The 26,278-nt window shown below is 53.6% G+C and carries 20 protein-coding genes; 11 read left to right on the top strand and 9 right to left on the bottom strand.

Translation table 11 applies throughout. The features are described 5' to 3' along the window. Positions 1–48: 48 nt before the first annotated feature. Positions 49–1,290, bottom strand: coding sequence for an NO-inducible flavohemoprotein (hmpA, locus tag Mal52_RS15380; RefSeq protein WP_145377073.1), 1,242 nt, complete (start codon positions 1,288–1,290; stop codon positions 49–51). 135 nt (positions 1,291–1,425) lie between these two features. Between hmpA and Mal52_RS15385 the strand changes: the two genes are divergently transcribed. From Mal52_RS15385 to Mal52_RS15395, 3 genes are all read left to right on the top strand, one after another. Beyond that, positions 1,426–1,851 carry an RrF2 family transcriptional regulator gene (locus tag Mal52_RS15385; RefSeq protein WP_145377074.1) on the top strand — a complete coding sequence of 142 codons (426 nt, stop codon included), beginning with the start codon at positions 1,426–1,428 and terminating at the stop codon, positions 1,849–1,851. Continuing rightward, the gene (locus tag Mal52_RS15390; RefSeq protein WP_145377075.1) at positions 1,848–2,072 is read left to right on the top strand and encodes a DUF3565 domain-containing protein; all 225 of its coding nucleotides are present in this window, start codon (positions 1,848–1,850) and stop codon (positions 2,070–2,072) included. The genes Mal52_RS15385 and Mal52_RS15390 overlap by 4 nt, the downstream gene beginning before the upstream one ends. A gap of 224 nt (positions 2,073–2,296) precedes the next feature. Beyond that, on the top strand, positions 2,297–3,904 hold the full coding sequence (locus Mal52_RS15395; RefSeq protein ID WP_145377076.1) for an N-acyl-D-amino-acid deacylase family protein: 1,608 nt from the start codon (positions 2,297–2,299) through the stop codon (positions 3,902–3,904). A 32-nt stretch (positions 3,905–3,936) separates the two neighbouring features. Here Mal52_RS15395 and Mal52_RS15400 read toward each other — a convergent pair whose 3' ends face one another. The 4 genes from Mal52_RS15400 to Mal52_RS15415 all read right to left on the bottom strand — a co-directional run bounded on the left by Mal52_RS15400 (position 3,937) and on the right by Mal52_RS15415 (position 9,170). Further along, entirely contained in the window at positions 3,937–4,977 is a 1,041-nt protein-coding gene (locus tag Mal52_RS15400) for a leucine-rich repeat domain-containing protein (protein ID WP_145377077.1), read from the bottom strand. A 168-nt stretch (positions 4,978–5,145) separates the two neighbouring features. Beyond that, complete coding sequence (locus Mal52_RS15405) at positions 5,146–5,568, bottom strand: transthyretin-like family protein (protein WP_145377078.1); 423 nt, start codon at positions 5,566–5,568, stop codon at positions 5,146–5,148. Between the two features lie 473 nt (positions 5,569–6,041). Continuing rightward, entirely contained in the window at positions 6,042–7,079 is a 1,038-nt protein-coding gene (locus tag Mal52_RS15410) for a DUF1559 domain-containing protein (protein ID WP_145377079.1), read from the bottom strand. A 639-nt stretch (positions 7,080–7,718) separates the two neighbouring features. Beyond that, complete coding sequence (locus Mal52_RS15415) at positions 7,719–9,170, bottom strand: sodium:solute symporter (RefSeq protein WP_197534220.1); 1,452 nt, start codon at positions 9,168–9,170, stop codon at positions 7,719–7,721. A 57-nt stretch (positions 9,171–9,227) separates the two neighbouring features. On the opposite strand from Mal52_RS15415, the gene murQ reads away from it, so the two are divergent. The 3 genes from murQ to Mal52_RS15430 are packed head-to-tail and all read left to right on the top strand — an operon-like array spanning position 9,228 to position 11,162. Then, complete coding sequence (murQ, locus tag Mal52_RS15420; RefSeq protein ID WP_145377080.1) at positions 9,228–10,151, top strand: N-acetylmuramic acid 6-phosphate etherase; 924 nt, start codon at positions 9,228–9,230, stop codon at positions 10,149–10,151. A 48-nt stretch (positions 10,152–10,199) separates the two neighbouring features. Next, positions 10,200–10,892 carry an N-acetylglucosamine kinase gene (locus Mal52_RS15425; protein ID WP_231962705.1) on the top strand — a complete coding sequence of 231 codons (693 nt, stop codon included), beginning with the start codon at positions 10,200–10,202 and terminating at the stop codon, positions 10,890–10,892. A gap of 39 nt (positions 10,893–10,931) precedes the next feature. Continuing rightward, the gene (locus Mal52_RS15430) at positions 10,932–11,162 is read left to right on the top strand and encodes a hypothetical protein (protein WP_145377082.1); all 231 of its coding nucleotides are present in this window, start codon (positions 10,932–10,934) and stop codon (positions 11,160–11,162) included. 22 nt (positions 11,163–11,184) lie between these two features. Here Mal52_RS15430 and Mal52_RS15435 read toward each other — a convergent pair whose 3' ends face one another. Together Mal52_RS15435 and Mal52_RS15440 are read right to left on the bottom strand one after the other, a co-directional pair. Beyond that, positions 11,185–12,726, bottom strand: coding sequence for a purple acid phosphatase family protein (locus tag Mal52_RS15435; protein WP_145377083.1), 1,542 nt, complete (start codon positions 12,724–12,726; stop codon positions 11,185–11,187). Between the two features lie 156 nt (positions 12,727–12,882). Next, positions 12,883–14,622 carry an SMP-30/gluconolactonase/LRE family protein gene (locus Mal52_RS15440; protein ID WP_145377084.1) on the bottom strand — a complete coding sequence of 580 codons (1,740 nt, stop codon included), beginning with the start codon at positions 14,620–14,622 and terminating at the stop codon, positions 12,883–12,885. 188 nt (positions 14,623–14,810) lie between these two features. Between Mal52_RS15440 and Mal52_RS15445 the strand changes: the two genes are divergently transcribed. Next, entirely contained in the window at positions 14,811–15,821 is a 1,011-nt protein-coding gene (locus Mal52_RS15445) for a DUF1593 domain-containing protein (RefSeq protein WP_197534221.1), read from the top strand. After that, a complete protein-coding gene (locus Mal52_RS15450; protein ID WP_197534222.1) occupies positions 15,818–17,596 on the top strand; it encodes a tetratricopeptide repeat protein in 1,779 nt (592 codons plus the stop codon). Before Mal52_RS15445 ends, Mal52_RS15450 begins: the two co-directional genes overlap by 4 nt. A gap of 240 nt (positions 17,597–17,836) precedes the next feature. On the opposite strand, the gene Mal52_RS15455 is transcribed toward Mal52_RS15450, so the two are convergent. Further along, positions 17,837–18,766, bottom strand: a complete 930-nt coding sequence (locus Mal52_RS15455) for a DUF1559 domain-containing protein (RefSeq protein WP_145377086.1) — start codon at positions 18,764–18,766, stop codon at positions 17,837–17,839. Between the two features lie 455 nt (positions 18,767–19,221). Between Mal52_RS15455 and Mal52_RS15460 the strand changes: the two genes are divergently transcribed. The 3 genes from Mal52_RS15460 to Mal52_RS15470 all read left to right on the top strand — a co-directional run bounded on the left by Mal52_RS15460 (position 19,222) and on the right by Mal52_RS15470 (position 24,872). Further along, positions 19,222–20,604 (top strand): IS4 family transposase, encoded by a 1,383-nt coding sequence (locus tag Mal52_RS15460; protein ID WP_145377087.1) that lies wholly within the window; start codon positions 19,222–19,224, stop codon positions 20,602–20,604. A 344-nt stretch (positions 20,605–20,948) separates the two neighbouring features. Continuing rightward, positions 20,949–21,818 (top strand): RluA family pseudouridine synthase, encoded by an 870-nt coding sequence (locus Mal52_RS15465; protein WP_145377088.1) that lies wholly within the window; start codon positions 20,949–20,951, stop codon positions 21,816–21,818. Between the two features lie 306 nt (positions 21,819–22,124). Next, on the top strand, positions 22,125–24,872 hold the full coding sequence (locus tag Mal52_RS15470; protein WP_197534223.1) for a redoxin domain-containing protein: 2,748 nt from the start codon (positions 22,125–22,127) through the stop codon (positions 24,870–24,872). Between the two features lie 98 nt (positions 24,873–24,970). Here Mal52_RS15470 and Mal52_RS15475 read toward each other — a convergent pair whose 3' ends face one another. Continuing rightward, on the bottom strand, positions 24,971–26,155 hold the full coding sequence (locus Mal52_RS15475; protein ID WP_197534224.1) for a sialidase family protein: 1,185 nt from the start codon (positions 26,153–26,155) through the stop codon (positions 24,971–24,973). Positions 26,156–26,278: the final 123 nt, after the last annotated feature.

Raw genomic sequence — 26,278 nt, forward strand, 5'->3', positions numbered from 1 at the left:
TCCTTATGTGCAATGCCAATTCGTTTCAACAAACAGCTGTGCGATGAATCAGGCAGGCAACGCTGCCGCCTCCAATTCCTGCTTGGGACCGAAGAACTCGTAGCGCATGCGGTGTTCGTCGACGTTCAGTTCCTGCAGGCTCGCATGAATGTTCGCCATGAATGGTCGCGGACCACAGAAGTAAAAGTCCGCTTCTTCGTATGGGGTCCAGTCACGCAGAAACTCAGTCGTCACGAACCCAGCTTTGTCGCAATTGCCCTCTACAAGGTCGCCCGGCAACGGCGCATCGTACAGAACCTGTGTCTGCACATTCGGACCCGTCTGCGCCAGGTTGCGAATCTCATCTGCAAACGCATGGGCCTTGCTATTGCGCGCGGCCTGAACAAAGTAGATCACTGCTTCGGGGTTCGCATGAATGATCGACTTGGCCATCGACAACAGCGGCGTGACACCGATGCCACCTGCCAGCAATACAATCGGCTTGCTTGCTGCCGTCTCAGGATCAACGGTGAATTCGCCGCAAGGCGGACCAATTTGAATGCGATGCCCTGGCTCGGTCACTTCGTGTAGGTGGCAGGAGATCAGACCGTCCGGTGCATCGGGCGCAAGTCGCTCCTCGCGCTTGACGCTGATACGGAAGTGCTGCTCCCCGGTTCGATCAGACAAGCTATAGTTGCGCGGCGAGGTAGGTGTATGAAGGTCATCAATGTGAACGGTGATGTACTGTCCCGGTTTGAAGGGCGGCAATTCTCCCTCGTCCTCCGGTTTCAGGTAGAACGAGGTCACGACATCGCTTTCGGGTACTTTGCGATCGACCACAAAAGTGCGGTAACCATTCCAGCCGCCAGGCATAGATTGCTGCTCATCATAAATCGCTCCTTCGCGGCCAATGAAAATGTCCGCCAGAAACCCGTAGGCTTCCGCCACAGCAGCAATGATCTCGTCGGTTGCCGCCTCGCCCATGACATCTTTGATCGCGTCGAGCAGATGTTTGCCAACAATCGGGTAATGCTCGGCCTTGATGCCCAATGAGCAATGCTTCTGAGCGATCAATTCGACGGCGGGCATCAACACCGCGGGATTGTCGATATGGGTAAAATACGCACAAATCGCCCCCGCCAGAGCTCTCTGTTGGCCACCAGAATGCTGATGCGCCTGATTGAAAAACGCTTTGACTTCCGGGTTCCCCTGAAACATTCGTTCATAAAACCGCCGCGTAATGGTTTCCGCATTGGCAGCAACGGCCGGAGTGATTTCCTTAACGATTTGGACCGTTTTCTCGCTGAGCATGTCTGTTCCTGCTTATTTCGTTGTTGCTGTCTAGATCCGAGACGGATAAACTTAATTCTTCACCCAAAGGTATAGAATACAATAGTGGACGTCAAGGTAAAGAATAGCGGCGAGGAGAAATTCCGGAGAAAAACCATGATCTCAAAAACAGCCGAGTACGCGTTACGTGCCGTAACCTGTCTGGCGAACGACACCCACAGCCCTGCGTCGGCCGATGTATTGGCAAAAAAAACAAAGGTGCCACGTCGTTACTTAACACGCGTCCTGCAGGATTTGGCGGCCGCGGGCTTGGTCGCCTCGCGTAGCGGGCCGGGAGGCGGATACGTGCTCAAACAAGAGACCGGCAAATTGACGATCCTGGATGTCATCAACGCCGTCGCTCCATTGGAACGTATCAAGTCCTGCCCGTTAGGACTCAATTCGCACACGTCTTTGTGCCCATTGCACTCAGAACTCGACCGAGCTTTTGCCGCCACCGAAGCCGCGTTTGCCGCGGTGACGATTCGCCAGCTCCTGGAATCAACGAATCCCATTGTGCCGTTGTGTGAAGATTCCAAATGAAGCAGCCAATTACCGGATTTCACAGGGATGACGAGGACCATTGGGTGGCCCAACTCGCCTGCGGCCACAATCAACATGTTCGCCATGATCCTCCGTGGATGAATCGCAAATGGGTCACCACGGTCGCAGGGCGCGAGCAAATGCTGGGATATCTGCTTGACTGCATTAAATGTGACGAACAAGCTCCACCGGATGATCGGCCGAACATAGAGCCGGCTTGATTCCGTTTAGCTCCCCGAAGTCTTTCCCACCGCGACAATAAGCTCGCCGCAAGAGGCTGATTCCTAAACACCGGAATCAATTGGTCTGATCAAACGCGAACATCATTCGGGATTGCATTGCGAGACTTGAAAGAGGCGAGCAAGAAATTGACCCTCTTTCTAGATTTCAATACACTCCGTCATTCCGTAGCCCACCCAATCTTTCCTCGCAGGAGCCGGTGCCCATGTTGCTGAATCGTTATTCACTCTTGCTATTGCTTCTCGTGGGGTATCTGGCGATCGGCACTTTGCCAGCTGCAGAGCCAATTGATGGGGACATATTGCTCAAAGGCGGAACGGTAATCGATGGGAGTGGCAGTCCGGGACTAGTGGGTAATGTTGCACTTCGCGGCGATCGCATCGTGGCGGTGGGGACCTTTGAAGTCGGCGAGTTTCCACAGGTGATTGATTGCAACGGGCTAGTGATTGCTCCGGGATTCATTGATTTACACAACCATAGCGACGAACAAATCGTCGAGCCCGAAACCCGCGGCTGTGTCAACTATCTGATGCAGGGCTGTACAACGATCGTAACGGGAAACTGTGGATTCGGGCCGGTGAACGTGGCCGAGTACTACTCCAAAATCAATGCCTCCGGCGCTGGGGTGAATGTCGTGCATCTATTGCCCCAAGGTTCTCTGCGTGCCGACGTGATGGGGCTAGCCGACCGCGCCCCGACGGACGATGAGTTACAACGCATGCGAGCTTTGGCCAAACAGGCGATGCAAGATGGCGCGTGGGGAATGACGACCGGTCTGATCTATGTTCCCGGTGCATCAACCAAGACCGATGAACTCGTTGAGATTGCTAAAGTTATTGCCGCTCACCAGGGGTTTTATGCCAGCCACATGCGTGACGAGGGGACCGGTTTGCTCGGCGCTGTTCAAGAAACGCTCGAAATTGGTAAGCAGGCACAACTGCCCGTGCATGTTTCACATTTCAAATCAAACGGGATTGAGGCCTGGGGATTGATCCGCCGCGCCGCTGAAATGATTGAGCAGGCGCAGGCTGAAGGACAAAAAGTCACCGCGGATCAATACCCCTACATAGCCTCCAGCACTTCGCTCAGTGCAATCCTCTTCCCGCGTTGGGTTCGGGCGGGTGGCAAAGAAGTCATGGTGAAACGACTCGACGATCCCGAAAAAAGCGCGGAGATTCGCGAATTGGTCATTGAAACGTTGAAAGAGCGAGGCGAGCGTGCCCCGGTACAAATCGGTCGCTACAAACCCAAACCCAATTGGGTCGGACGTAAAGTCTACGAAATCGCACAGGCAGAGAATCGCCCGGCAGTGGACATTGTCTACGAAATCGTGCGTAACGGTGATGCAGGCGCGATTAGCTTCGGCATGAATGAAGAAGACGTTCGATTTGGGATGCAACTCCCCTGGGTCGCAACCGCATCGGACGGACGCGCCTATCTCCCCGGATCTGACAAGCCGCATCCTCGGAGTTACGGGACCTTTCCACGCAAGATCGGACACTATGCGATCCAGGAAAAGGTGATCCCACTCGCCAAAGCGATCCGCAGTTGCAGCAGCCTGCCGGCGGAGATTTTGGGATTAGCGGACCGGGGACGGCTGCAGCCGGGACTGGTGGCCGACATCGTGGTCATCGATCCGCAAACAGTACATGACACCGCCGAATTTGCCGCGCCGCATCGCTATGCGACGGGAATCAAGTATGTCTACATTGCCGGAAAACCGGCGGTGTTTGACGGCGTCCCGACAGGCGCCTTGGCCGGACGCGCCCTGAATCGGCGTGACGCAAAGCCAGATTCCACCAGTGACGAGTGACCAGCCGCATCTCGCAATTCCCTAGAGCGTTGCTAGTTCGCGATTTTCGTATACGGTGCGATGTGAATGGCGGAAAATTTTTTCTTGAGTGTCCCAGCGCCTTCAGGGGTCACCGCGGTGTCGGTCACATTCAGAATTTCGAGTGTGGGAATCTCCATGAGATACTGCATACAACCATCGGTCACCTGCGTGCGGCTGATGTCCAATTCTCGAAGTTTAGGCATTCCCTGAAGCTGCTCAATTCCGTCATCTCCCACGTCCGTATCCAAAAGCCAAAGCACGCCCAACTGGCTCATCCCTTTGAGATGCGAAAGTCCGGAACCGTTGACCTGAGTGCCTTCCAGGTCGAGTTCCTCTAATTCAGTCAAATCCTTCAAGAATTCCAACCCGGAATCCGAAACGGCCGTGCCATTCAAGTTTAGTCTCAGTAGATGCGACGCTCCCACGAGATAACTCAAGGCGGCATCGTCGACTGCTGTATGTTTGAGGTCGACGTCGCGCAATTCTGCCAGCCCTGCAGCGTTTTTCACTCCCGAGCTAGTCACTGCGGTGTCGGCAAGCCAGAGAACTTCGAGTTCGGGCATCTCTTTCACAGCAACCATCCCGCTGTCGTCGACTTTCGTTTCGTTGAGATTCAACTTGCGCAGTTTGGTCAACGCTTTGAGTTGCTGCATGCCGGCCCCGGTGAGCGAGGTCCCTTTTAAACCCAAATTTTCCAGTTGCGAGAGTTTCGCAATGTGTTCTGCACCGTCATCTCCAATTTTGGTTTCGAACAGGTGTAATTCCTGAAGCTGCGGAAATTCTGCCAAAATTGCCAGCCCCTCATCAGTAATCGCAGAGCGGCCGAGATGGATTGCCGTCACCGGTTTTCCGTCTAGTCGGGGGTTGGTCTGGACCCTACCCCCTAACTCCTTAATTGTGGCGATGGCTGCCTCTTGAGTACTTGGACCGCCGGTAACGTTGGCGCCCGATCCGCCCTGTTGTTGATCACCGCAGCCCGTAAACAATAAGGCTGCATACAAAGCGCATAGTTGCAGGGAATAGAAGCGACGTGTGCCGGTGGCCGTCATCATGTCTCTCGATGCCTTTTTGTTTTTAACAACACGATTTGACTTAGCGACAGTGATATTCAGAGTAGCGACCGAAGCCTCAACGTCCTGTGACGATAGACTTGGCACAGGCGAAACGACTTCAACCGAAGACAGCTACTATTACTTCGAGCAACAAATACTTCATGGAACTTACTTGGTTTCCAAATCAAAGTCGAACGTATTGTTACCCGGCTGCACATCGCGTTTCAGGTCTGATTTGCTATTATACTTGGGCGGAATGGGATCGCTTTCCCCTGCTGGCGGCTCGCCGTCGGGCCATTCTGTCACGATCCGCACTGTGGACGGTCCGACTTTCGTGCCTTCTTCGCCATCGACATATGTCAGGTAATAATACCCCTCTTCATCAGTGACTCCCGTGCCAGCGCGACCCCCTTCATCGGAATAAAACTGCACGATTTTACCGGCTGCCGGCTGTCCGTCGATCTTCACCGTTCCTTCAACGTAGCCCAGTTCCGGAATGTCACTACGTCCACACCCGACGAGATGCAGACAGGCCATGAGAACGATGACCCCAGTAACTTGACGTTTGGATAAGTTAGACTTTATCGACATTCTACGTTCTTCTTTCACTAATATCATTTAATATTCTAGATCAGACACATCAGTCCACGAAGACCCCACAAGGCATCGTAAGTCCGCCTGGACCGGGGTGACGATGTTGCTACGATTTCGAGACGCGTTTTTTCGCCGATACGACATCGATCCGATCGATCGATGCATCGGTCGTTCGTGCGATTCAGGAACGCAGTTCTTAGAATTCTCGCGCACGGGGAATGTCATTGTGGCGAAAACTGATCCGCAACGACTCAAGGTTTCCCCCCTGAGTTGACGAAGTTGGTCCCGATGCATGGCACAGTGTCGGCGAACCACGATCGCGATCCGTTCAAGCACCCGAGAGTGAGCTTTCTTGAATAGGGCGAGCAAGGTATCGCGTGACTGAAGTCGTTCCAGCCACGCGATACATTAAATTTTCCCTCGCGAAACGTTGAGAGGCTGTGCCAAACGTTGACACCACCTACAACAGTTTAGAATTCGCCGTTCACTTGACCATCCCGGCGATCGCAGAGTCTCTCGTACGTGCTATTCACGTGCTCAACACCCAGCCCAATGCTCCCGCCTTGGTGGTCAATGCTATCACTGAGGAAATGCACTGAACCATCACAGAAGACAAAGAACGCACCACCTGTGTGCGGGCTGTTGAACGAACGCGCTTGGTGTTGTTGATTGCTGGAACTGTGGTTAATCCCGTCATAAGGCAGCGACAGCACGTTGGTTCCCGCTGCTTTAATGTTCCAACTGCTACCTTGGTCAAGGTCCGGAACACTAGCGCTTATCGCGTAAATCGTACCTGCACCGGCGACGACATCTCCATACTTCCATGCCCGTTCGCCGACATGAATCGTGTTCGACGTTCCATCGATCACGTTCCGGAAACGAACACTTGAGTTCTGATATCCCATGCCGCGTGCTGCGCCATAATCAGCGGGGTACACAGCTGGCGTAGTACTGTTTCCAGAATCCATCACCATGACATAGTTCGACGTCGCGATCGGAATTTTGTCAGTGCCATCTGACGTCAGTTGGCGATTGTAGTAGGCACCAACCATGATGGAGTCATTATGGGTATTGTCAAAATCGTTCAGTGCCGGTCCGATATCCGTTGGGCACCTGAATGCAGGAAGAGGAGTTCGGAGCGCAGCTAAGCCTTCAGGCGTTGTCAATTGGTCCTCGGCCAGCGTACTGTCCGGTGAGAGTACCTCGTAGAGGTTCCCCTGTTCCAGGTAAGGCAGAATGAGCGTTCCCCAGGCCCACAGGCTTTGCTCTGAGGAGGTCTTGTTGTTGGGGATCTTGGCGACATATCCTGGAGGGAATACGCCGAAAGTCTCCGCGTAGTTGTGCAACGCCAACCCGATTTGCTTGAGGTTGTTACGGCATTGAGTTCTTCGTGCTGCTTCACGAGCCTGTTGAACGGCCGGCAGCAGCAGAGCAATGAGAATTGCGATGATTGCGATCACCACCAACAACTCAATTAATGTGAATCCACTTCTGGTACGTGCTTTCATAGTGTTCTCCGGAGCTAGAGATGAGCTGATATTTAGAATGACGTTACCAAAGATTCTGGCCGCTTCTGATGGGAAGCAAACCAATGAGTCGACTGCGAAAAACTGAACTCAAAGAAGATCTCGCTGCTGGAGAATGCTTTCTTCCCCCAATCGCAACGAGATAGTTCGCCGCAGTCGATCACGCAGCTCGATGAATGTGACACCTCCTTTTTATCTGCCGCTGTGGCCCGTAACTCCGCTGCATGAGCTTAGAGAGCCTGCCATGGATGTGAGAATGATTGAATGAACAGCAATCTGATTTACTTCAAACATACAAATCATGAATTAATGATTGATGGTGAAAGAAAAAGGCCGCTGGACGACACCGAAAGAGCTGATTGATTGAGAGGAATGATTCTCCTCTTCTGTGCTAGGGTAATTCCCCTAAACGAAATGTTAAAAACCCTTATGCATGAGCAATTCTGCAACACGCATGCGCATCATCCTGCACTGCTGCAAACAAAAAAGCAAGAAAATTCCCTAGGAGATTTTCGGATATTAGAATTTCACAGGACCGTGAAATAGGCGACTTGTAACATTACTCTTACTACGCGGGCTCTATAGACGCCGCACGCATTTTGCCTATTTGCCCCAGTCTCACTAATGGCGAGGCCGACGTTGCAACAGGGTCGATCCCCATGCTCCGGCAATTGTTGACGCCGCACCGATTACGGAATACCACGGCCAAGCGATCGGAGTACCAAATTTCACAAAGCTGACCACAACCGCACCAGTCAATATGCCGACAAGTGCGTCTCGTTGTTGGGTGCGATGCGCATACACCGCCAGTGCAAAGACTCCCAGCATGATTCCTCCCACAAAGCCCGCAATTGCTAGTGCGTCTTCCACCACATTTTGCGAAATCCGTGCAGCGGCAATCCCCACACCGATCTGGACGATGCCAAACAGAATCGTCAACACACGGCTAATGCTGACCGCATTTCCGGAGAATGCCGGACCTTTTCGAGGCAGATACAAATCATTCAACGCAGCTGTGGCCGACGAGTTCAACGAACTCGATAAGGTTGACATCGCCGCTGCAATCACGGCAGCAAGCGTGAGTCCCATGATGCCTGTCGGCATGCGTGTGACAATGAAATGTGCGAATACGCTATCGCCATGTTGAAATGGGGAGGTTGGTGGATATTGCTCGTAAAACGCGGCGAGGCCAATCCCCACGAAGAGAAACAACGCGAACTGAACCAAGACCACGAATCCACTCAGTCCCAAAGCACGTCCGGCATCTCTTTGGCTGCGTGCGCTGAGATAACGTTGGACCATCATTTGATCCGTGCCATGGGTCCCCAAGGACAAAAAGATGCCGCCGATGATTCCGGACCAGATCGTGTATTTCTCGGTGAGGCTGAAATCAAAATTGAATAACTGAAACCGGCCTGTCGTAACCCCGAAATCCCAAAACTGCTGCCACCCACCGGGGAGTTGTTGCAGAATAAGCAACAATGCGACGATCCCACCGGCGATATAGATGATAAATTGAAGGCAATCATTCCAGACGACTGATTTCATGCCGCCAAAAAACGTATAGAGGATGGTCACCACACCGATCACCACCACGCTGAGCGGCAACGGCAGCCCCACCGACTTCTCGAGGACAATCGCCGTCAAAAACAACCGCAGGCCGTCTCCCAGATTGCGCGTAATGAGAAACATCACCGATGCGGTCTGCTTGGTGAGGCTGCCGAAACGCTGTTCGAGGACCTCGTAGGCTGACAGCAAACGGCCGCGAAAAAATAGCGGCAAGAGCGTAACCACAACGATCCACCGGCCAATAATATAGCCGAAGGTCAGTTGCAGAAACTGCAGGTCTCCACCAGTAGCAAACGCGATGGCGGGCACACTCAGAAACGTGGCCGTGCTGGTTTCGGTGGCCACGATTGAGCCGAGGATCGCCCACCACGGCAGATCTCTTCCTCCGAGCAAATACTCATCGAGACTTTTCTTGCCGCGCCCCACCCAGATCCCCAAGGCGAGCACACAGCCCAAATAGGCGACAACGATTGCTGAATCGACTAAGCTAATGGCTGGGTTCACAATGTTATCCTTTAGTCAACATCGATCGAAGCTGCTATTCTCCAGTGTCGTTGGCATATGACAAGTCACTCGCTGAATCTCGACCACATGACTACCGAGCGCCGCAATTCGGCATCGGAATCGCTCGACCGCATGACGGCTGAAGAAATTGTTGCGCTCATGAACGCCGAAGACGCACAAGTGGCCACTGCCGTCTCTGCGGAATCAGCAGCAATTGCGCGAGCGATTGATGTCATCGCGGATCGGCTAGCAGGCGGAGGCCGTCTGATTTACATAGGCGCCGGCACCTCAGGCCGACTGGGAGTTTTAGATGCGAGCGAATGTCCTCCCACATTCAATTCCCCCCCGGGGCAAGTTGTCGGTGTGATTGCCGGTGGGAAGGTTGCACTGACGTCTGCTGTTGAAGGTGCCGAAGATCAGCCGGAAGACGCGATCCGCGACTTACAAGCGATTGCACTTTCGGCAACGGACGTGCTGGTCGGCATTGCCACCAGCGGCCGAACCCCATACGTGCTTGGTGGACTCAGTTACGCACGGGACGTCGGTGCCTACGCGATCGGCTTGGCATGTAATTCCGATTCGGAATTATCGCGCAGTGTGCAGTTGATGATCGCGCCGGTTGTTGGACCGGAAGTCATCACCGGGTCATCACGGCTCAAAGCGGGGACGGCAACCAAGATGGTGCTCAACATGTTGTCGACCGGTGCGATGGTGCGATTGGGAAAGACATTTGGCAACCTAATGGTCGATCTACAGGCCAAAAACCAAAAACTCTTAGAGCGTTCGCGACGAATCGTGTCGCAGCTGACGGGCCTGTCGATCGAGGAAGCCGATAGACACCTTCAACGCTGCGGAGGCGACGTCAAGACAGCCATTGTCGCTCATCAGCGGCAATTAACTCCCGCGACCGCTCGGAACTTGCTCAGCGACGTACAAGGACACCTCCGCAACGCCTTGGAGTCTCCACAGTCTGAGGATTAGGGCGGAGTTCAATCGGAAATATCGATGAGAGGATAACAGCAATTGTCCGTGTCTGGGTTAGTGATCGGCATCGATGGGGGTGGGTCAAAGACGCTGGCCTGGCTTGCGGATGCGACTTATTCCTACGGAGCGGTTCCGCTGGGAGTCGGTGAAGCGGGACCCTCCAATCCGCAGTCGGTTGGCTGGGAGACTGCTTTGGAAAACATGGGGCGAGCGGTCGATACGGCTTTTCTCGCCGCTGGTTATTCGCCCTGCAAAATCGCAGCGGCTTGCGTAGCCATGGCCGGAAGTGATCGCGAAAACGCGCGTCATCGCCTCAATGAATGGTCGGCAGGTCGGGAGCTTGCTGAACGGTTTTTGCCTGTCCACGACGCGGCCGCACTGCTTGCGGCAGGCACGCCCGACGGTTATGGGGTTGCCATCATATCGGGTACGGGAAGTTTGGCGTTTGGTCGTTCAGAGTCGGGAAAGACAGCCCGCAGCGGCGGATGGGGGTATCTATTCGGCGATGAGGGCAGCGGCTATGCAGTGGCAATTGCCGGATTGCGGGCGGTGGCATCCGCCGCCGATGGTCGCACCGCCGCAACATTGCTCACGGATCGATTTCTCCATGAGTTGGCCATTGCTTCACCAAATGAAATGGTGCAAGCAGTTTACGCGCGGCAGGACGACCATACCTGGCTGTCATCGTTGTCGCAGATTGTGGTGAGCGCGGCCAATGAGGGTGATGCTGTCGCGTAGTGCATTCTCGAAGCGGCGGCCGACGCTCTGGCCGAACAAGTGACCGCCGTCACACGCACCCTGGGGATGGACGACGAGAAGTATCCCCTCGCGATCGGCGGAGGACTGTTGGTTCAGGTCGCGTCACTACGCGAGAGGCTCATCACCCGGCTGCAACAACATGAGTCGCATCCCGACCCGGTTACGGTTGTCTCACACCCCGTCGCAGGGGCAGTGATTCTCGCTCGGAATTTAGTGACCGCTGCCGAAGAAATGAATCCTGCTGACTGAGAGTGTGGTCACCAGCAAGGCATTATCGACGGATCACCACCTCGTCATCGTAGATCCGCCGCTCCCAGTCGATGACCTCTCCCTCATTATTCATGATCGGAAAAATATAGACAGGACTGATCGTTGTTTGCCAGCTTCCGTTTTCTTCTGAAACGTTGACTTCCAGATGTCCGTAATGCTTGCCTCCCTCGACCAGCTTCTTCCCGTCCCAGACTTCCTTTGCGTTGATATGGGCTAAGAAGGCCTGATTGGCATTCGCACTTTTGCGACCGGTCGCGCCATCGGGCCCGCTCGATGGTCCGCGTAAACCATCGCCGCCGATGCCGATGTCGTAGTAGTGAATGCCGTTGACGACGGAATGCTCATACATCTCGTCGTGTCCACAAAAGACAGCCGCCACTCCATATTTCTCGAAGAGCGGCGAGAGGATGCGGAGCGGTTGACCCGATTGGGTGTCTAATCCTTCGCCTCGTCCTGCGGGAAAGCCATGAGGCCCCACGGAATAAGGGACGTGATGGAATTGGACAAATGTGAATTTGCTTTTCTGCTTGGCATCGGCCAACTGTCGCTCAATCCACTCGTATTGAATCGACCCGGGGTTGAAATCAAATGGCTCGCCGTTGCCGTTGTCGCTGCGGAGCAAAAAGTTCGTGTCGCTGGCCGATTTGTCTGGACGGCCGTCGCTGCCATCGATTGTCAGAAATGTGATCGGCCCATGATCGATGCGATAAAAGCGATCATCAAATGCCGATTCACCGGTGCCGTTTTGCGGCGTCTCGAAGTAGGTTTGAAATTTCTTCACGGCAAGGCCGGCCGCTTCGGTGCCATAACCTCCGCCCGCACCGGCATAGTTCTCGTGATTTCCCACTGCGGGGAAAATGGGAATGGTACTAGCAATATCGTTCCATTCACCCGCGTTGTGACGCCAGAATTCGTCCCAATCGCGTTGCTCTCCTCCCGTTTCAACCAAGTCGCCCGCTATCGCGATGAAGTCTGGTTTCCTCGACTCGATGAATTCTAAATTGCGGCGATAACCGTCTGTTTGATCAACCAGATACACCCGTTTCTTCTCGCCAAAAGGCTCGGGCCAATTCGTTTTTTTGCCGGTTGACTCTGGTTCTGTTTCGGAATCCGCATAGACCACAAAGCGGACGGATGCAGCATCTGTGGGCGATGAACGAAACTGCCGTGAGAAATCGGTGCTTCCCTGACTCACCGTATAATCATACGCCTTTCCAGGCTGCAGATCGCTCACGCGGACGCGGTGAATATAGGGCAACGCTGGCGGTTTGCCTTCGGGAAATGAGTCCATTTCCGTCGAAAGATAGGCGAGGTCCTCGGCTAAGACCGGCTTGGACATTTCGTCAAACACCTGAGAACCGTCCGCTGCTTTGACAACGAGCCGTCCCGGCGCGTCACTACGGGACAGCCAAGTGATCGTCATCCCGGTCGGCGCTGGATTTTGCAGATACGGATAGACAACCAAATCCGCAGGTCCGCCCTGAAACAACAGCAAGACAGCTGAAATGGCAGCCGTTGCAGTCCCTAGCAATAGTTCCTTCATTTGCGTCACCCTTCAGAGTTGTGAGCGATTCCGACCATCAAAGGTGAGTTCGGCAAGCCTGTCACGACTGGCCGCCATCATAACGCGAGAAATTAGTCTATCGCGGTTTTCGCCATTTGTCACTCGTACGAACTCTGCGGTCCATTTTAGGCAGGATTACAGTCTGGGCTTGGGAGGTTTGAGTAAGTTACCAACCGAAAGTCCTTTCGCGTTCATTTTTCGTTTGTAAATGCTGCCACCACAGGTCACGTACAGCGTGTTGAGATCCTTGCCACCGAATACAACATTCGATAGCCAGCTGCCCTGTGGTTTAGAGAGAATCAGATGCACGCGTCCCGGTTGGTCGCAGACTTGCACTCCCATCCGCGTGGCCACGTACAGTCGGCCTTGGTCATCGACGGTCATGCCGTCCGCGCCGGTATCGGTTTGAGTCGGAGCGATGTGTAGGTGATGGAAAGGTTGCTTGTAGCGTAACGTTCCGTCGGGTTTTACTTGGTAGGAGTTGACGTATTGGCGGCGGGTGTCGGCGACGTACAGCAGCGACTGATCGGGCGACAACACAACTCCGTTGGGGAATTCGAGTCCCTTGTCATCGACCACGCTGACTTTTTTGTCCCAGCCGATGTGCAAGACGCGTTTGTTCTCCGGGTCTGTGACATAAATCCCGTTATCACCGATAACCAAGTCATTGCAGCTGACATTTTCGGCAATCACTTCGGATTTGCTATCGGGCGAGTAGGCGACAATCTGTTTCTTTCCGCTGACGCAGGCGTATAGTTTGCCATCTTTGCCAAACATCAGGCCATTGGCGTTTCCCGTCTCTTCGGCGAACAACGATACCATGCCGTCCAGCCCGATTTTGTAGATCTGACTGTTCGGGACATCGGTAAAAAAGACTTCGCCCTTGTCGTTGACGGCGGGTCCTTCGGTGAATTTATGCCCTTTGCTGACAAGCTGCCAATCTTCTCCGGGAATGAGGATGTCGGTGCGGCGTTTGCCGCCGCCTGTGCCGACGCGAATCGGTTCCGGATAGTCGCGCCACAACCAACGCATGGCATCAGGCAGAATTGCCGCCCCTTGTTTGCCGTTGTGTCCTCCCTGCCCCCATGCATGATTCACGTCGTAGCCTGCCCACGTCAGTGATGCCAGCATGTCCTGATTCGCGACCCACCAACTCCCGCCGTACAGGTCCAGGTCGTTGCTGCCGTCCTGCAAAAAGACGCGGATCGGCTTCGGTTCGACTTTACGGACCAGTACGGGAAACTCGTTGGCGCCGCGCAGTCCCACGAAAGTCCCGATGGTGCTGAACACCCGGCGAAATTGATCGGGCCGTTCCCAGGCGACGTTGAATGCGCAAATGGCCCCCGAACTGGCTCCGGAGATCGCCCGGTCGTTGGGGTCCTCACTGAGATTATAACTCTTGGCGACTTCGGGCAGGATTTCTTCGAGCAGAAAATTCGCGTAGCGATCACCGAGTGAGTCATATTCAAAGCTGCGATTGAAGCGAGCCTGTGCGCCTTCGTGCGGCGCCGGCACCACGCCTGGGGTAATGAAAATCCCGATCGTGACCGGCATTTCACCTTTGTGAATCAAGTTGTCGAAAACGGTCGGCATTTTCCAACCCTTGGCCCGGCCTAGCCCATCTTGTACAACCATCACGCAGGCCGGTTTGTCCTTGTCATACTGCGCCGGCACGTAGATCCAATATTCACGCTCGGTGCCGGGAAAGATCTCGCTCTTCCACGGAAATGGCCCTTTGATTTCCCCCTGGGGCACGCCCTTTTGCGGCAGTGAGTCCGGATCGATGTCGTAGTTCTCTTCAGCCGCCGACACTGCACTGGTCAAAACCAGTCCACCAACAGACAACACCATTAAAAAAGTGAAAATTCGTTTCATGTTATTCCTTGAGTGTGATTATCATGGAGTTGATCGCTAGTTATTGATTGCGCGACAGTGGACGTTGCCAGAAATTCGAATCGACACAATCTGCATTGGCCAGCACCGAGCCACAGTCCCGTTGTTGGGTGCAATTGACTATCATTGTCACCACCTCTTGCAACGAACCTGCCCCCGGAGCTTATCCCATGTTACACCGAACAATGGCCGGCGTCAGCCAACTGATGACATATGCGTGTGCGCTGCTTTGCAGCGCCGCGATTGCAGCAGGCGCCGATCAGCCTGTCCCGTCGGGCGGAGCGTTGGACGGCGACAGGCCCCGCGTGATCATCTCCACCGATGTGGGCGGTTCAGACCCCGACGATTTTCAGTCGATGGTCCATCTCCTCGTCTACGCCGATGTGCTGGATATTGAAGGGCTAATTTCATCTCCACCACAGAAGGGCCGCGTAAAAGATATCCACGAAGCAATCGAAGCTTACTCAACGGACTATCCGACCCTCAAGCAACACTCGCAGGGCTTTCCAACACCCGAATCATTGCGAGATGTCACCAAACAAGGTGCGGTCGATCCGGCCCCGCGCAGTGGTTGGAGCAAACCGACCGAGGGATCTCAGTGGATCATTCAGCGGGCAAAGGTCGACGATCCACGTCCGTTGTGGGTGCTGGTGTGGGGCAGCATCACGGATGTTGCGCAGGCTGTCCACGATGACCCGTCGATCAAAAGCAAAATCCGCCTGTACTCGATCGGCTCGTGGAACACCAAGCAGGACCGCGCCGCACGCGAGTACCTATTTAATAATCATCCCGATTTATGGTGGATCGAAAGCGACACCACGTTTCGCGGGATGTACGTGGGAGGCCGGCAAAACGACAATTGGGGCAACCGCAGTTTTATTGCCAACCACGTCCACAAACATGGCGCGTTGGGCGATTTGCTCTTCCGAAAAAAAAGCGACATCAAGATGGGCGATACGCCATCGCTACTGTACTTGCTGCGGAGCGAGGCGGATGACCCCACAACGGCTCACTGGGGCGGTTCCTATATCAAGACCGATCACGGCCAGCATTATTGGACTGATCGACCGGATCGCAGTTTGTCCGAAGCTAACTATGCCGGAGCCAAGACCGTCAACCGTTGGCGAATCGACTTCCTGACCGGCTGGCAGCAGAGAATGACATGGACGATGAAACCATGAAGACCAAAACGAAACTCTCGTTGAAAAAGAAAGTGTTGTTTTCTTTGACAACGTGCGTTTTGTTTTTCCTCACATTGGAACTTTTCCTGAACGTATGCGGGGTGCAACCGACTTACTACGACAACGATCCCTTTGTCGGGTACTCCTCAAACTCGCCGCTGTTCGTCGCATCGAATAATCACGACAGCGCAGAGATGGTGACGGCCGCCAATAAGCTCGTCTTTTTCAACGAACAACATTTTCCCCAAGACAAACCGGCGAGAACCTATCGCATCTTCTGCTTAGGCGGATCGACGACTTACGGTCGGCCTTACGATCATCACACATCCTTTTCCAGGTGGCTTGGGGAGTATTTGCAGGCGGCCGATCCTACTCGCGACTGGGAAGTGATCAACGTTGGCGGGATTAGCTACGCCAGTTACCGTGTTGCTGCGTTGATGGAGGAATTGAACCGCTATTCCCCGGATCTATACATCGTTTACACGGGGCATAATGAATTTTTGGAACTTCGGACCTACGGCCAGCAGATGGATTCGCAACAATCACTGGCGGGTCTGAGCAACTGGATTGGCCAAACCTGCACCTTTGAATTGGCTGAGCGGTTGTTTGCAGATCGCGACGAACAAGCGTCGGGAAATTTTGGGCAGAAGCAAATCCTTCCCGAAGAAGTCGATGCCATTCTGGATAAGACCGTGGGCCCGGAGACGTATACCCGGGACAAACCATTGTGGCAGCGGACCTTAAAACATTTCGAGTTCAATCTTCAGCGGATGGAGCACCTGGCGGACAAGGCAAGTGCGGAGATTCTGTTCGTCACGGCGGCCAGCAACATCCGTGACTTTTCGCCATTCAAGAGCGAACATCGCGCCGACTTAAGCGTTGACGAACAAGCGCAATGGGAATCACTCGTCCATTCAGCCAATGTGTCGAGCCAAGCTGAACAGAATGAAGAGGCCCTGGGCTCTTTGGACAAAGCGTTGGCCATCGACGACCGGCACGCCGAGTTGCATTATCAACGTGGGCGATTGCTGGACCGACTTGGAAAAATCGACGCAGCATGCGCAGCGTACCAGCGGGCTGTCGATGAAGATGTCTGCCCATTGCGAGCCCCATCACAATTTCAAGACGTGGTTCGTCAGGTGGCAGATGAAACGGACCATCGAGTCATCGATTTCGAACGCTTAATTCATCAATGGGCGAAAAATGGAATTCCCGGCGATGATCTGTTTCTGGATCACGTGCACCTGACGATTGATGCGCACCACAGACTTGCCGCTGAACTGTTTCAACACTTAGAAGATTCCGGCACAGTCTCGCCCAATGCATCCTGGTCCGACTTGTCGAGGCAAAGGATCGCACAGCAAATCGAGGGAGAAATCGATACTGCTCAACAGGGCAAAGCGCTGAGGAACTTGGCACAGGTCCTTTCCTGGGCTGGCAAGCACCTGGAAGCGAAACAACTCGCGCTGCAAGCGATCCAGCTCGCCGGAGAAGACGCCCATACCAACTTTGTGGCCGGCCACATGCTCTACCAATCGGGCGAGTTGGAACAGGCTGCGAGCTTTTTACAAAAAGCCATCGAGCTCGAGCCAAACCACGTCCTCGCCCGCTTGGATCTCGCCGAGATTTACCTGCAGCAAGACGAATGGGAGCAAGCAAAATCGGTGATCGAGGAAGCGATTCAACTCGATCCCGAGCGACAGCAATCCTACGTAATCTTGGAAAAAGTGCTAGAGAATGAGCCATCCGAAAACAGTGACTCGGCGGGTCTGTGATAGGAGACCTCACCAGTCAGCACTCCCAACACATTGACCTCAAATGCTCTAGCGCTTCCAGAGTGGTTGCTACTGTGCGGTCGAGTCCTCGAATGTTGACAGCTTGCGCCCGGTTCTTTTTGCAAATTGCTCCAAAAGCGGAGCGCAGCTGTTAGCAACAATATAAAAAACACCGTCGAGCGCAGAAAGCTTGCACTCGACGGTGTTCGAATCAGTGTGTCAGAAATACTTCAGAGAATGTTAGTATTCTCCGATGACTTCGCCCTGACCAGCTGAGACTGCGGCGCGCAGGACGCCGAAGTCCATACTGTCAGAAAGGAAGCGGACACTCCCGTCACAAAACGAAGCGTGACATCCGCCGTCGTGAAAACTGAACAGCTCATCATTGGGACCGCAGTTCATGTCGACCCAGGGACAGGAGGGGGGGCCGCCCCACGGGCTCTTATGGAAATTCGGTGTGAAAGAAACACCAAACGCATTGTCAGGTTCTGCCCAACGCCAGTGTGATCTCATGCTCCCGACTTCAACAGGATCCGCATACAGCGAGTCCATCCCGTCGTTTCGCCCGACACATTCCCCCAGCGCCATGGTGTTGCTTAAACCGTCAGTGATTTGCCGAAGGTCTGTTCCCTCCCAACGCAATCCCCCATGAACCATCGTGGAGCTATCGGGAAGTCCGGTCACGGGACTGATATTCGTGTGAATGGTGGGACCGTAATCGATGCCACCATACCCTTGGCTATCCGTGTTTCCTTCGCGGAGTGCAGCGCTGGGACACAGGTACATCGACAACGCGATCTTCGTGATGGCGATATTCTCAGGCGTCTCGTTGTAATAGGACCCATAGTCGAATTGATTTGTGATGTTCGCTTGATCAATGAACGGTAGCACATGCGTGAAAAACGAGTGGCGGTCAAAGTTCTGCCCGTAAGGACCGCTGCCCAGCCCCTGCCCCGAAGAAGGAAAACGTCGGAAGGTTGATTCATAATTGTGCATGGCCAACCCCAGTTGCTTGAGGTTGTTTTTGCATTGGGTGCGACGAGCCGCTTCCCGAGCCTGCTGCACGGCCGGCAATAACAAGGCAATCAAAAGCGCGATGATGGCGATCACCACGAGGAGTTCGATGAGGGTAAAACCTCTCTGCTTGGTCCGAATTTGCAACACGCTCATGAGAACGAAGATCCACCAAAGAACTAAGTGACGGGAAAAAGAGACAATTTTAAAGAGAAATCAAAGACCTGTAGACCCGCACGGTTTAAGAAGAAAGAGAGGCGGGCATTGAATCACAAAAGGATCTGATAGCTCGAATATTCACGAAATCATCCGTAACGAAAATTGTACAGTACGGCGGTAGCGATTTCAAATTGTTTCTTTACAGACCAAGTGCACATTTCCAGCAACAACATCCGCAGTCAGGATATCTGGGTTATGTCAACAAAATCCCTTGTATGACAGTTATCACTGGGAAACGACAGCGTTTCGCAACCGCCCAACCGCCTCCTTCTCCGCCCTGTCAGTTATACATAACCCCACAAACAACCTCACAATTTTCCTGCAGTTTGGCACAGCATTTGCGCCAGTAGGAGAGACAGTTTTATTCTGTCACTACCTCCGGGAGCAAACGAATGTGCCATGGAATTTGTCACGAACTTCAAGGAATTGACCTTGGGGATAAGCGATTGAATCAGCGAAGCAAAGGCATTCTCCAGAAGCTTGCCGCCGATCCGCAGGCCAGCATCAATGCGGCGTGCAACGGTTGGAATGAAACCATTGCGGCCTACCGCTTTTTCGACAATCCCGCCGTCACACCACAACGAATCCTTGAACCGCATATCGAGGCTACCAAGCAGCGTATCAGCCAGGAACCTGTCGTGCTGATTGTGCAGGACACCACCGAACTGGATTTCAGCACGCATCCACCGGCAGACGCGAAACACCTGAACACCCAAAACCGACTCGGCCTTTATGATCATACACACCTGGCCGTCACGCCTCAGCAATTGCCGCTGGGAATCGTTGGTGTTGAAGAATTCGACCGTACCCTAGAAAGTTTAGGGAAGACTCGCGAACGAAAATCGCTCCCCATCGAGCAGAAGGAGAGCTATCGTTGGCTCAGCGGATATCGCCTTGCTTCGCAATTGGCGGCCGAGAATCCCAATACACAGATCGTAAATATTGCTGATTGCGAAGCCGACATCTATGATATTTTCCTGGAAGCTGAGCAGCACCCCACGCCGGCCCACTTCGTGATTCGGGCCAAGGAAAACCGCAGCACTCCACAGCGCGATCCCGATTCGGGTCCGGCGGCCTACTGCAAGGTACGCGACGAAGTGTGTGCGTCTCCACTGCGCACGACGCGTACGATAGCGCTCCCGCAAACTCCTCGACGCGAAGCCCGTCACGCCGAATTGGAGATTCGTGCTTTGCGGATCACCGTGAAGCCGCCCCATCCCCGCTCTTCACTGCCGACGGTGACGTACAATGTCGTGCTGGTGGAAGAAGTCAACGGACCGCGGGACGAAACTGACGTGTCGTGGTTGCTGCTGACCACATTGCCAATCGATTCGGTCGACGCCATTTTGCGTGTGATCGACAATTACGTGTCCCGCTGGACGATTGAGATTTACTTCCGCACGCTGAAGACGGGGTGTCGCGTGGAAGACATCCAACTCGAGACACTCCAGCGTCTGCGCAACTGCCTCGCGTTGTATCGGATCATCGCTTGGCGGGTGTTGTGGCTGACCTATTTGAACCGCGAATGCCCGGGGTTGCCCTGCAGTGTTGTATTTGCCGAATGCGAATGGAAATCGGTCTGGCGCGTGAGCACGAAACAAAAACTTCCACCGACCCCGCCGCCACTGTCGGAGTTCATGGATCTGTTGGCGCAACTGGGTGGCTACAATAATCGACAAAGCGACTCCCCGCCCGGCCCACAAACAATCTGGACCGGAATCCGCCGCATGACCGACTTCGCCATTGCTTGGCTAAACTTCGGCCCGAGCGGATAAACTATTTATGTATAACTGACAGTTCTCCGCCCCGCACTCACTGGAAGATACAAGCATTTTTGTGTCTTGGGACGGAAGACCGACTGGAATCGAAACAATGATTAAAGGAATGCGCACGGAATCGAACGGTTTAAGGTTTAGGGGGAACTTCATCGCCACTCCAAAATAATGACAGGGTCAACGCAATGGCAGCTCAAAATCGCTGAGAGGATCGCCATGAAACTCCTCGTCGAGTAAACTGGCAATGAAAGCACCGTCCCCCCTCCTCTCCCTCCCCTTTTTACGCATGGCAATTTCAAACGGCCCCATGCATTTGGCCAACGAAAACACCCCCACAAAGCAACATGACCACATCGCACACTGTCGAAAATCCTGTGGAACTTCTCACCTTTGTTTTTGCGTGCCATCAGGACGTGAAGAAGAATAAGGTGCGGCAATGGCTGAAATACGGTTCGGTGAAAGTCAACGGACGGTCGATCACACGCTACAATCACCGCCTGCAAGCTGGGGATGTGGTCTCGATTCGAGGCAAAGAAGAGGTCCTCTCAGAGAGTCTATTACCACGCGGCATGACAGTTTTATTCGAGGACAAGTCACTCGTTGTCATCGAAAAGCCGGCCAATCTGCTGAGCATGGCCACGACGAGGGAACGGAATAAGACAGCGTATTCGTATCTCACAGACTACGTCCGCCGCGGAAATCCCCAAAGTCCGAAACGGGTGTGGATCGTTCATCGGTTGGATCGCGATACATCTGGGCTGATGATTTTTGCAAAGTCCGAAGACGCGAAGCAGGTCCTGCAGGCGAATTGGATGCAGGCTGAAAAATGTTATCTGGCCGTGATAGAAGGTGACTTACCGGCTGAGAGCGGTGAGTTGAGTTCACAGCGTGACGAGAGCGGTCCATTCGCAGCCGACAGTGCTCCCCCCAACAAGCGAACACGCCTTGCGGTGACCAAATACCGAGTGCTGAAGCGAAGCGCTGACTGCGCGTTAGTCGAGTTGACACCACAATCAGGTTCCCGTAATCAAATTCGCGAGCACCTAGCCGATGCAAAATGCCCGATCATCGGCGATCGAAAGCACAAGGCTGTCACAAACCCGGCCCGTCGTCTGGGACTGCACGCAAGTTCCCTGCAATTCCCACACCCCTTGTCCGGCGAAATTCTTAATTTCACCTCCCCCCTTCCGCGGGTGTTGTCCCGGCAGGTATGAGCCGCATGTCGGTAGACAAGCGTAAACGCGACCGCCTCAACCACGCTGAATGCTACGGAGCAAAGGCCCCACCGAATTGAGTTGCCACCTTCGATTGGGTACTATGCGGTTCCTACCAATTGGTCCACGTTCGCTTCAGGCAAACCCCCTCTACTGCGTTCAGGGGAAGCTCGTCACTGTTTAGACCACGCGAACTTTTGGCTGATTCCTGCCTTGAAAGATAAAACCATGCACTGTTACCTCCCAGTCTCAAGGTCTTTCCTTTCGAAACCAGATTACCGTCGGTTTAACCTGCTTAGGCGTAACATGACGACACTTGGAATCGGACTGTTGGTCGCCCTCGTGCTGTCTACCTCAAGCATCGCGGCGGAAGAGCCCGACGAAGCGCAAGCAAAACCGGCAACCAATCAGACCGAAGCAACAGATGATCTTGCGGAAATTCTGGCGGGGCATTCCTATCATGGTGAAGTCTTCAACGAAGGGCCGCGGCAAAAGGCCTACCTGATGGGGGGGACCGGGCATGTCGATTTTCCGGTCACCACAAACCATGAAGAGGCGCAAAAGTTTATCGACCAAGGGCTGGGGCAGTTGTACGGCTTCTGGAATTTCGAAGCAGAACGTTCGTTTCGACAAGCGGCTGCTTTGGACCCCAACTGTGCGATGGCATATTGGGGCGCCGCGATGGCCAACCTGGGGAATCAAGAACGCGCACAGGGATTCATTGAAGAGGCCGACAAGCGGAAAGAACAAGCATCCAAACGAGAAGTGATGTACATCAAGGCGATCAAAGCCTACATCACGGCTGACAAGGACAAAAAAGAAAAACGCAACAATGCTTATACCAAGGCGCTGGAAAACCTGATTCTCGAATTCCCGGATGACCGGGAAGCGAAGGCGTTATTGGCTTTGCATTTGTATAAGTCAAAAAATTCAAGCACCAGCTATTTCGCCGTCGATTCTCTGCTGCAAGATGTTTTCGACGCGGAACCGATGCATTCGGCGCACCATTTTCGCATTCATCTTTGGGACCATCGCCATCCGGAAAAAGCGATTCCCTCAGCCGCTTTGTGTGGTCAAACCTCTCCCAGTATCGCCCATATGTGGCATATGCCGGGGCATATTTTCTCGCGATTGAAACGCTACCACGATGCGGCATGGCAACAGGAAGCCTCAGCGCGGGTCGATCATGCACACATGATGCGTGATCGCGTGATGCCGGATCAGATTGAAAACTTTGCCCACAACAACGAATGGTTCATCCGCAACCTGATTCATGTCGGCCGCGTTCACGATGCTGTCGACTTGGCCAAAAACATGACGGAGTTGCCGCGTCATCCGCGTTACAACTCATTCGAGAAAAAAGGGAGCAGCAAATACGGGCGTCAGAGACTCTTCCAGGTCTTGCGAACCTATGAACTGTGGGACGAAATCATTGCCTTGTCGCAAACGCCGTATCTTGAACCGACGGATGTCGACGAAGAGCAGATTCAACGACTGCGACATTTGGGAATGGCTTACTTTTTAACCGGAGATGTGATTCAAGGCCGTGCACAGATCGCAGCAGTCCAAAGTCGACTCGATGCCAAGCTGCAGGAACAGAAAGATGCGGTGGCCGCCGCCGAAGAAAAGTCCAAAACAGCAGACGCAGAAAAACAAGCATCGAAAGCTGCAGACGACGAGAAATCGAAACCGGAAAAATCCGATAAAAAAACAGACAACGACGATGCTGTCGCCAAAGCGCGGAGTCAATTCTCTTCAGAAATCAAAGAGCTAAAAAGCACCTTAGATGCCTTGAAAGGATACGAAGCCGTTTCCCAAGCGGAATACCAACAGGCATATAAGTTATTGAAGAAAGCCGACGACGTGGATCCGCTCTATCTGGCAAAGGTGCAGTGGCTATCCGGCGACAAAGAAAAAGCAGAGAAATCAATTCGCAAGGAAGTGAAGTCCAATAAAAACGAAGTTCATCCACTTGCGATCCTTATTGAGACCTTATGGCAGTCAGAAAAGAAGAAAGAGGCGCGCGAAGTATTTGAAGAACTACAAAGTCTTTCCTCCGCGATTGATCTCGACGTTCCTGTGTTTGCGCGGCTGACGCCCATCGCCGAAGAACTCGGATACCCAGCGGATTGGCGCGTCGCCGCAAAGCCTGCCATGGATATTGGCCAACGCCCACCGCTCGATTCGCTCGGCCCATTCCGCTGGCGCCCCTCCCCGTCGCAGGAGTGGGAACTCAAAGATGCCGAGGGCAAGATTCGTTCTTCTGCTGAGTTCAAAGGCAAACCACACATCGTGATCTTTTATCTCGGCTCTGGATGCTTACACTGCGCAAAACAACTTCAAGCCTTTGCGCCGAAAGTGAGCGAATTCGAAGCCGCCGGCTTAGCGATGGTTGCCATCAGTACCGACGACCAAAAAGGGTTGAAAGTTTCGATTGATAACTACGACAAAAAAGGGATGCCCATTCCGTTGGTCAGCAATGCAGATCTCGACGTGTTCAAGGCCTATCGAGTTTATGACGATTTCGAGAATCAACCATTGCATGGGACGTTCATCATCGATGGCGACGGCATGGTGCTCTGGCAAGACATCAGTTACGAACCGTTTATGGATGCGGAGTTCGTCCTGAAGGAAGCCACACGCCTGCTGGCCAACAATTGGAATGATGAACAGGACAAGCCAAAGCCCCATGCAGGCAAACAGGCAGCCACCTTTCATCCTTCAGGACACACAACCGATTCACTCGAGACGGTCCATGAGCGGTTGGCCGACAAATCGGCCGTTCTGGTCGATGTGCGGGAACGAGGAGAATGGGACGCAGGGCACCTGGAGACCGCAGTGTTGGTGCCGCTTAGCGAACTCAAACTTAATGCAGCCAACCAGAAATTTGCCGAACAGCTGATGAAGACACTCCCGCTTGGAAAAATCATCTACTGCCATTGCCAGTCCGGTGCGCGGGTTTTAGCTGCTTCGCCACTATTCAAGGAGCTGGGCTACGATGTGCGCCCACTCAAAGCTGGCTACGGTCAACTCCTCAAAGCTGGTATTCCTTAAGCCGTTTCCAAGCCCAGCTCGCTATGGCAGAACCCGCGATACCTAGGCCCGCTCCTTCGGCGATCGATGAACGCGTAACGCGTTTAGAAAACCGGGAATTACGGACTCCAGATGGACACAGCGATATGCTGTTGTGGGTTTTCAGCTGTGGCCCAGTAATAAATGGCGACAAGCTTGCCATCCGATCGCTGCACCAAGCGGGGATAACCGATGTCCGTGTTGAGGCCGGTGCTGGAGTCGGGATCGTCCGGCAAAGCTTGGAAATCATCGCGAATCACCAATTCCGGGCCCCAGGTCTTACCGCGATCACGGCTGTATCGCCCGCGAATCTCACCAACGTGGCGATCTCCATAAACACAGCAAAGCCTGCCGTCGCTCAGTTTCAATAAGGCGGGCGGATTGGAATGCGTCGGCATTTCCTTAATCGTGCTGAGACGCTGCCAAGTCTTACCCCCGTCCGACGAGTGGTAAGCTTCGATTTCATCCTGTTTGCCGGGATTGCGGTAGATTTTTCGATAGGCCAACACAAATTCCTGGTCGGACAGCTGAACCGTTTGGCTCATGATCGCACTCGCCTCCTCAGACTCGGGCGTCACCCATGAGACAAATTCGAATGTCTGCCCACCGTCGGTCGTCTGAATGCAAGCGATCCTCTTGAGCTTTGGATCGTCGACATGCGTGGAAATGAAAACCATGCAATGACCAGGGCTTTGAACCAGATAATCGGTTCGCGGAGAAAGAAGTTTGTCTTTCATCTCCGGATGATCTTTTAATCCTGTCAGTGCATAGGGGCCGTTCCAATTTGCACCGCGGTTGTTGGAATAAAAAAATCCACCTTCCGGATCATGGTTGCCATGGTAGCCATCAGCGAAGATTCGTAGCGCAAATCCAGAATGCCGGAAATCGAGCGGCTGCGTTAACTTTGTTTTGCCCTCGCCGAGATATTGTGCGTTTTCGTCATCGAGAAAACTCGGTGGATCGAACATCTGCCACGTCAGCCCGCCATCTTGGCTGCGAGCCAACAAGCTATCTTGGCGTCCCGCAATGTTGTGCCCCGACTTCAGTTCAAAATCACCCTGCGTAAAGCCCACCAGAAACTCGTCGCCCCATTGCCACACACCGTTGTTCGCAGGCCAACCATGAAAACGGTCCTCTTCGATTGCGGCGATCTTGTGCTCGATGGCAACAGATTCTTCAGCACTTGAAACAAGGCTGTGGGACGTGAGAATCAGGGCAAAGCAGAACGACCAGAAGATGCTAATCATTGTTTTGGGTTGTCTCATGCAAACTGATTTCATTTGAATTCCCTGTTATTTCTGTTGCCCGCTGAATCGATTGTGCATTGTACCGAAAATGGCTGGCACCTGCACATTGGGAGGTGTTTCCGTTAATTGTTCCATTGCTCG

Source organism: Symmachiella dynata (assembly GCF_007747995.1).
GTDB classification, from domain to species: Bacteria; Planctomycetota; Planctomycetia; order Planctomycetales; family Planctomycetaceae; genus Symmachiella; species Symmachiella dynata.

What these genes read in the sequence shown, in the direction of transcription:
- hmpA (WP_145377073.1), bottom strand. Translation starts at nt 1,290, where the DNA reads ATGCTCAGCGAGAAAACGGTCCAAATCGTTAAGGAAATCACTCCGGCC.
- Mal52_RS15385 (WP_145377074.1), top strand. Translation starts at nt 1,426, where the DNA reads ATGATCTCAAAAACAGCCGAGTACGCGTTACGTGCCGTAACCTGTCTG.
- Mal52_RS15390 (WP_145377075.1), top strand. Translation starts at nt 1,848, where the DNA reads ATGAAGCAGCCAATTACCGGATTTCACAGGGATGACGAGGACCATTGG.
- Mal52_RS15395 (WP_145377076.1), top strand. Translation starts at nt 2,297, where the DNA reads ATGTTGCTGAATCGTTATTCACTCTTGCTATTGCTTCTCGTGGGGTAT.
- Mal52_RS15400 (WP_145377077.1), bottom strand. Translation starts at nt 4,977, where the DNA reads ATGATGACGGCCACCGGCACACGTCGCTTCTATTCCCTGCAACTATGC.
- Mal52_RS15405 (WP_145377078.1), bottom strand. Translation starts at nt 5,568, where the DNA reads ATGTCGATAAAGTCTAACTTATCCAAACGTCAAGTTACTGGGGTCATC.
- Mal52_RS15410 (WP_145377079.1), bottom strand. Translation starts at nt 7,079, where the DNA reads ATGAAAGCACGTACCAGAAGTGGATTCACATTAATTGAGTTGTTGGTG.
- murQ (WP_145377080.1), top strand. Translation starts at nt 9,228, where the DNA reads ATGACAAGTCACTCGCTGAATCTCGACCACATGACTACCGAGCGCCGC.
- Mal52_RS15435 (WP_145377083.1), bottom strand. Translation starts at nt 12,726, where the DNA reads ATGAAGGAACTATTGCTAGGGACTGCAACGGCTGCCATTTCAGCTGTC.
- Mal52_RS15440 (WP_145377084.1), bottom strand. Translation starts at nt 14,622, where the DNA reads ATGAAACGAATTTTCACTTTTTTAATGGTGTTGTCTGTTGGTGGACTG.
- Mal52_RS15445 (WP_197534221.1), top strand. Translation starts at nt 14,811, where the DNA reads ATGTTACACCGAACAATGGCCGGCGTCAGCCAACTGATGACATATGCG.
- Mal52_RS15450 (WP_197534222.1), top strand. Translation starts at nt 15,818, where the DNA reads ATGAAGACCAAAACGAAACTCTCGTTGAAAAAGAAAGTGTTGTTTTCT.
- Mal52_RS15455 (WP_145377086.1), bottom strand. Translation starts at nt 18,766, where the DNA reads ATGAGCGTGTTGCAAATTCGGACCAAGCAGAGAGGTTTTACCCTCATC.
- Mal52_RS15460 (WP_145377087.1), top strand. Translation starts at nt 19,222, where the DNA reads ATGTGCCATGGAATTTGTCACGAACTTCAAGGAATTGACCTTGGGGAT.
- Mal52_RS15465 (WP_145377088.1), top strand. Translation starts at nt 20,949, where the DNA reads ATGACCACATCGCACACTGTCGAAAATCCTGTGGAACTTCTCACCTTT.
- Mal52_RS15470 (WP_197534223.1), top strand. Translation starts at nt 22,125, where the DNA reads ATGACGACACTTGGAATCGGACTGTTGGTCGCCCTCGTGCTGTCTACC.
- Mal52_RS15475 (WP_197534224.1), bottom strand. Translation starts at nt 26,155, where the DNA reads ATGAGACAACCCAAAACAATGATTAGCATCTTCTGGTCGTTCTGCTTT.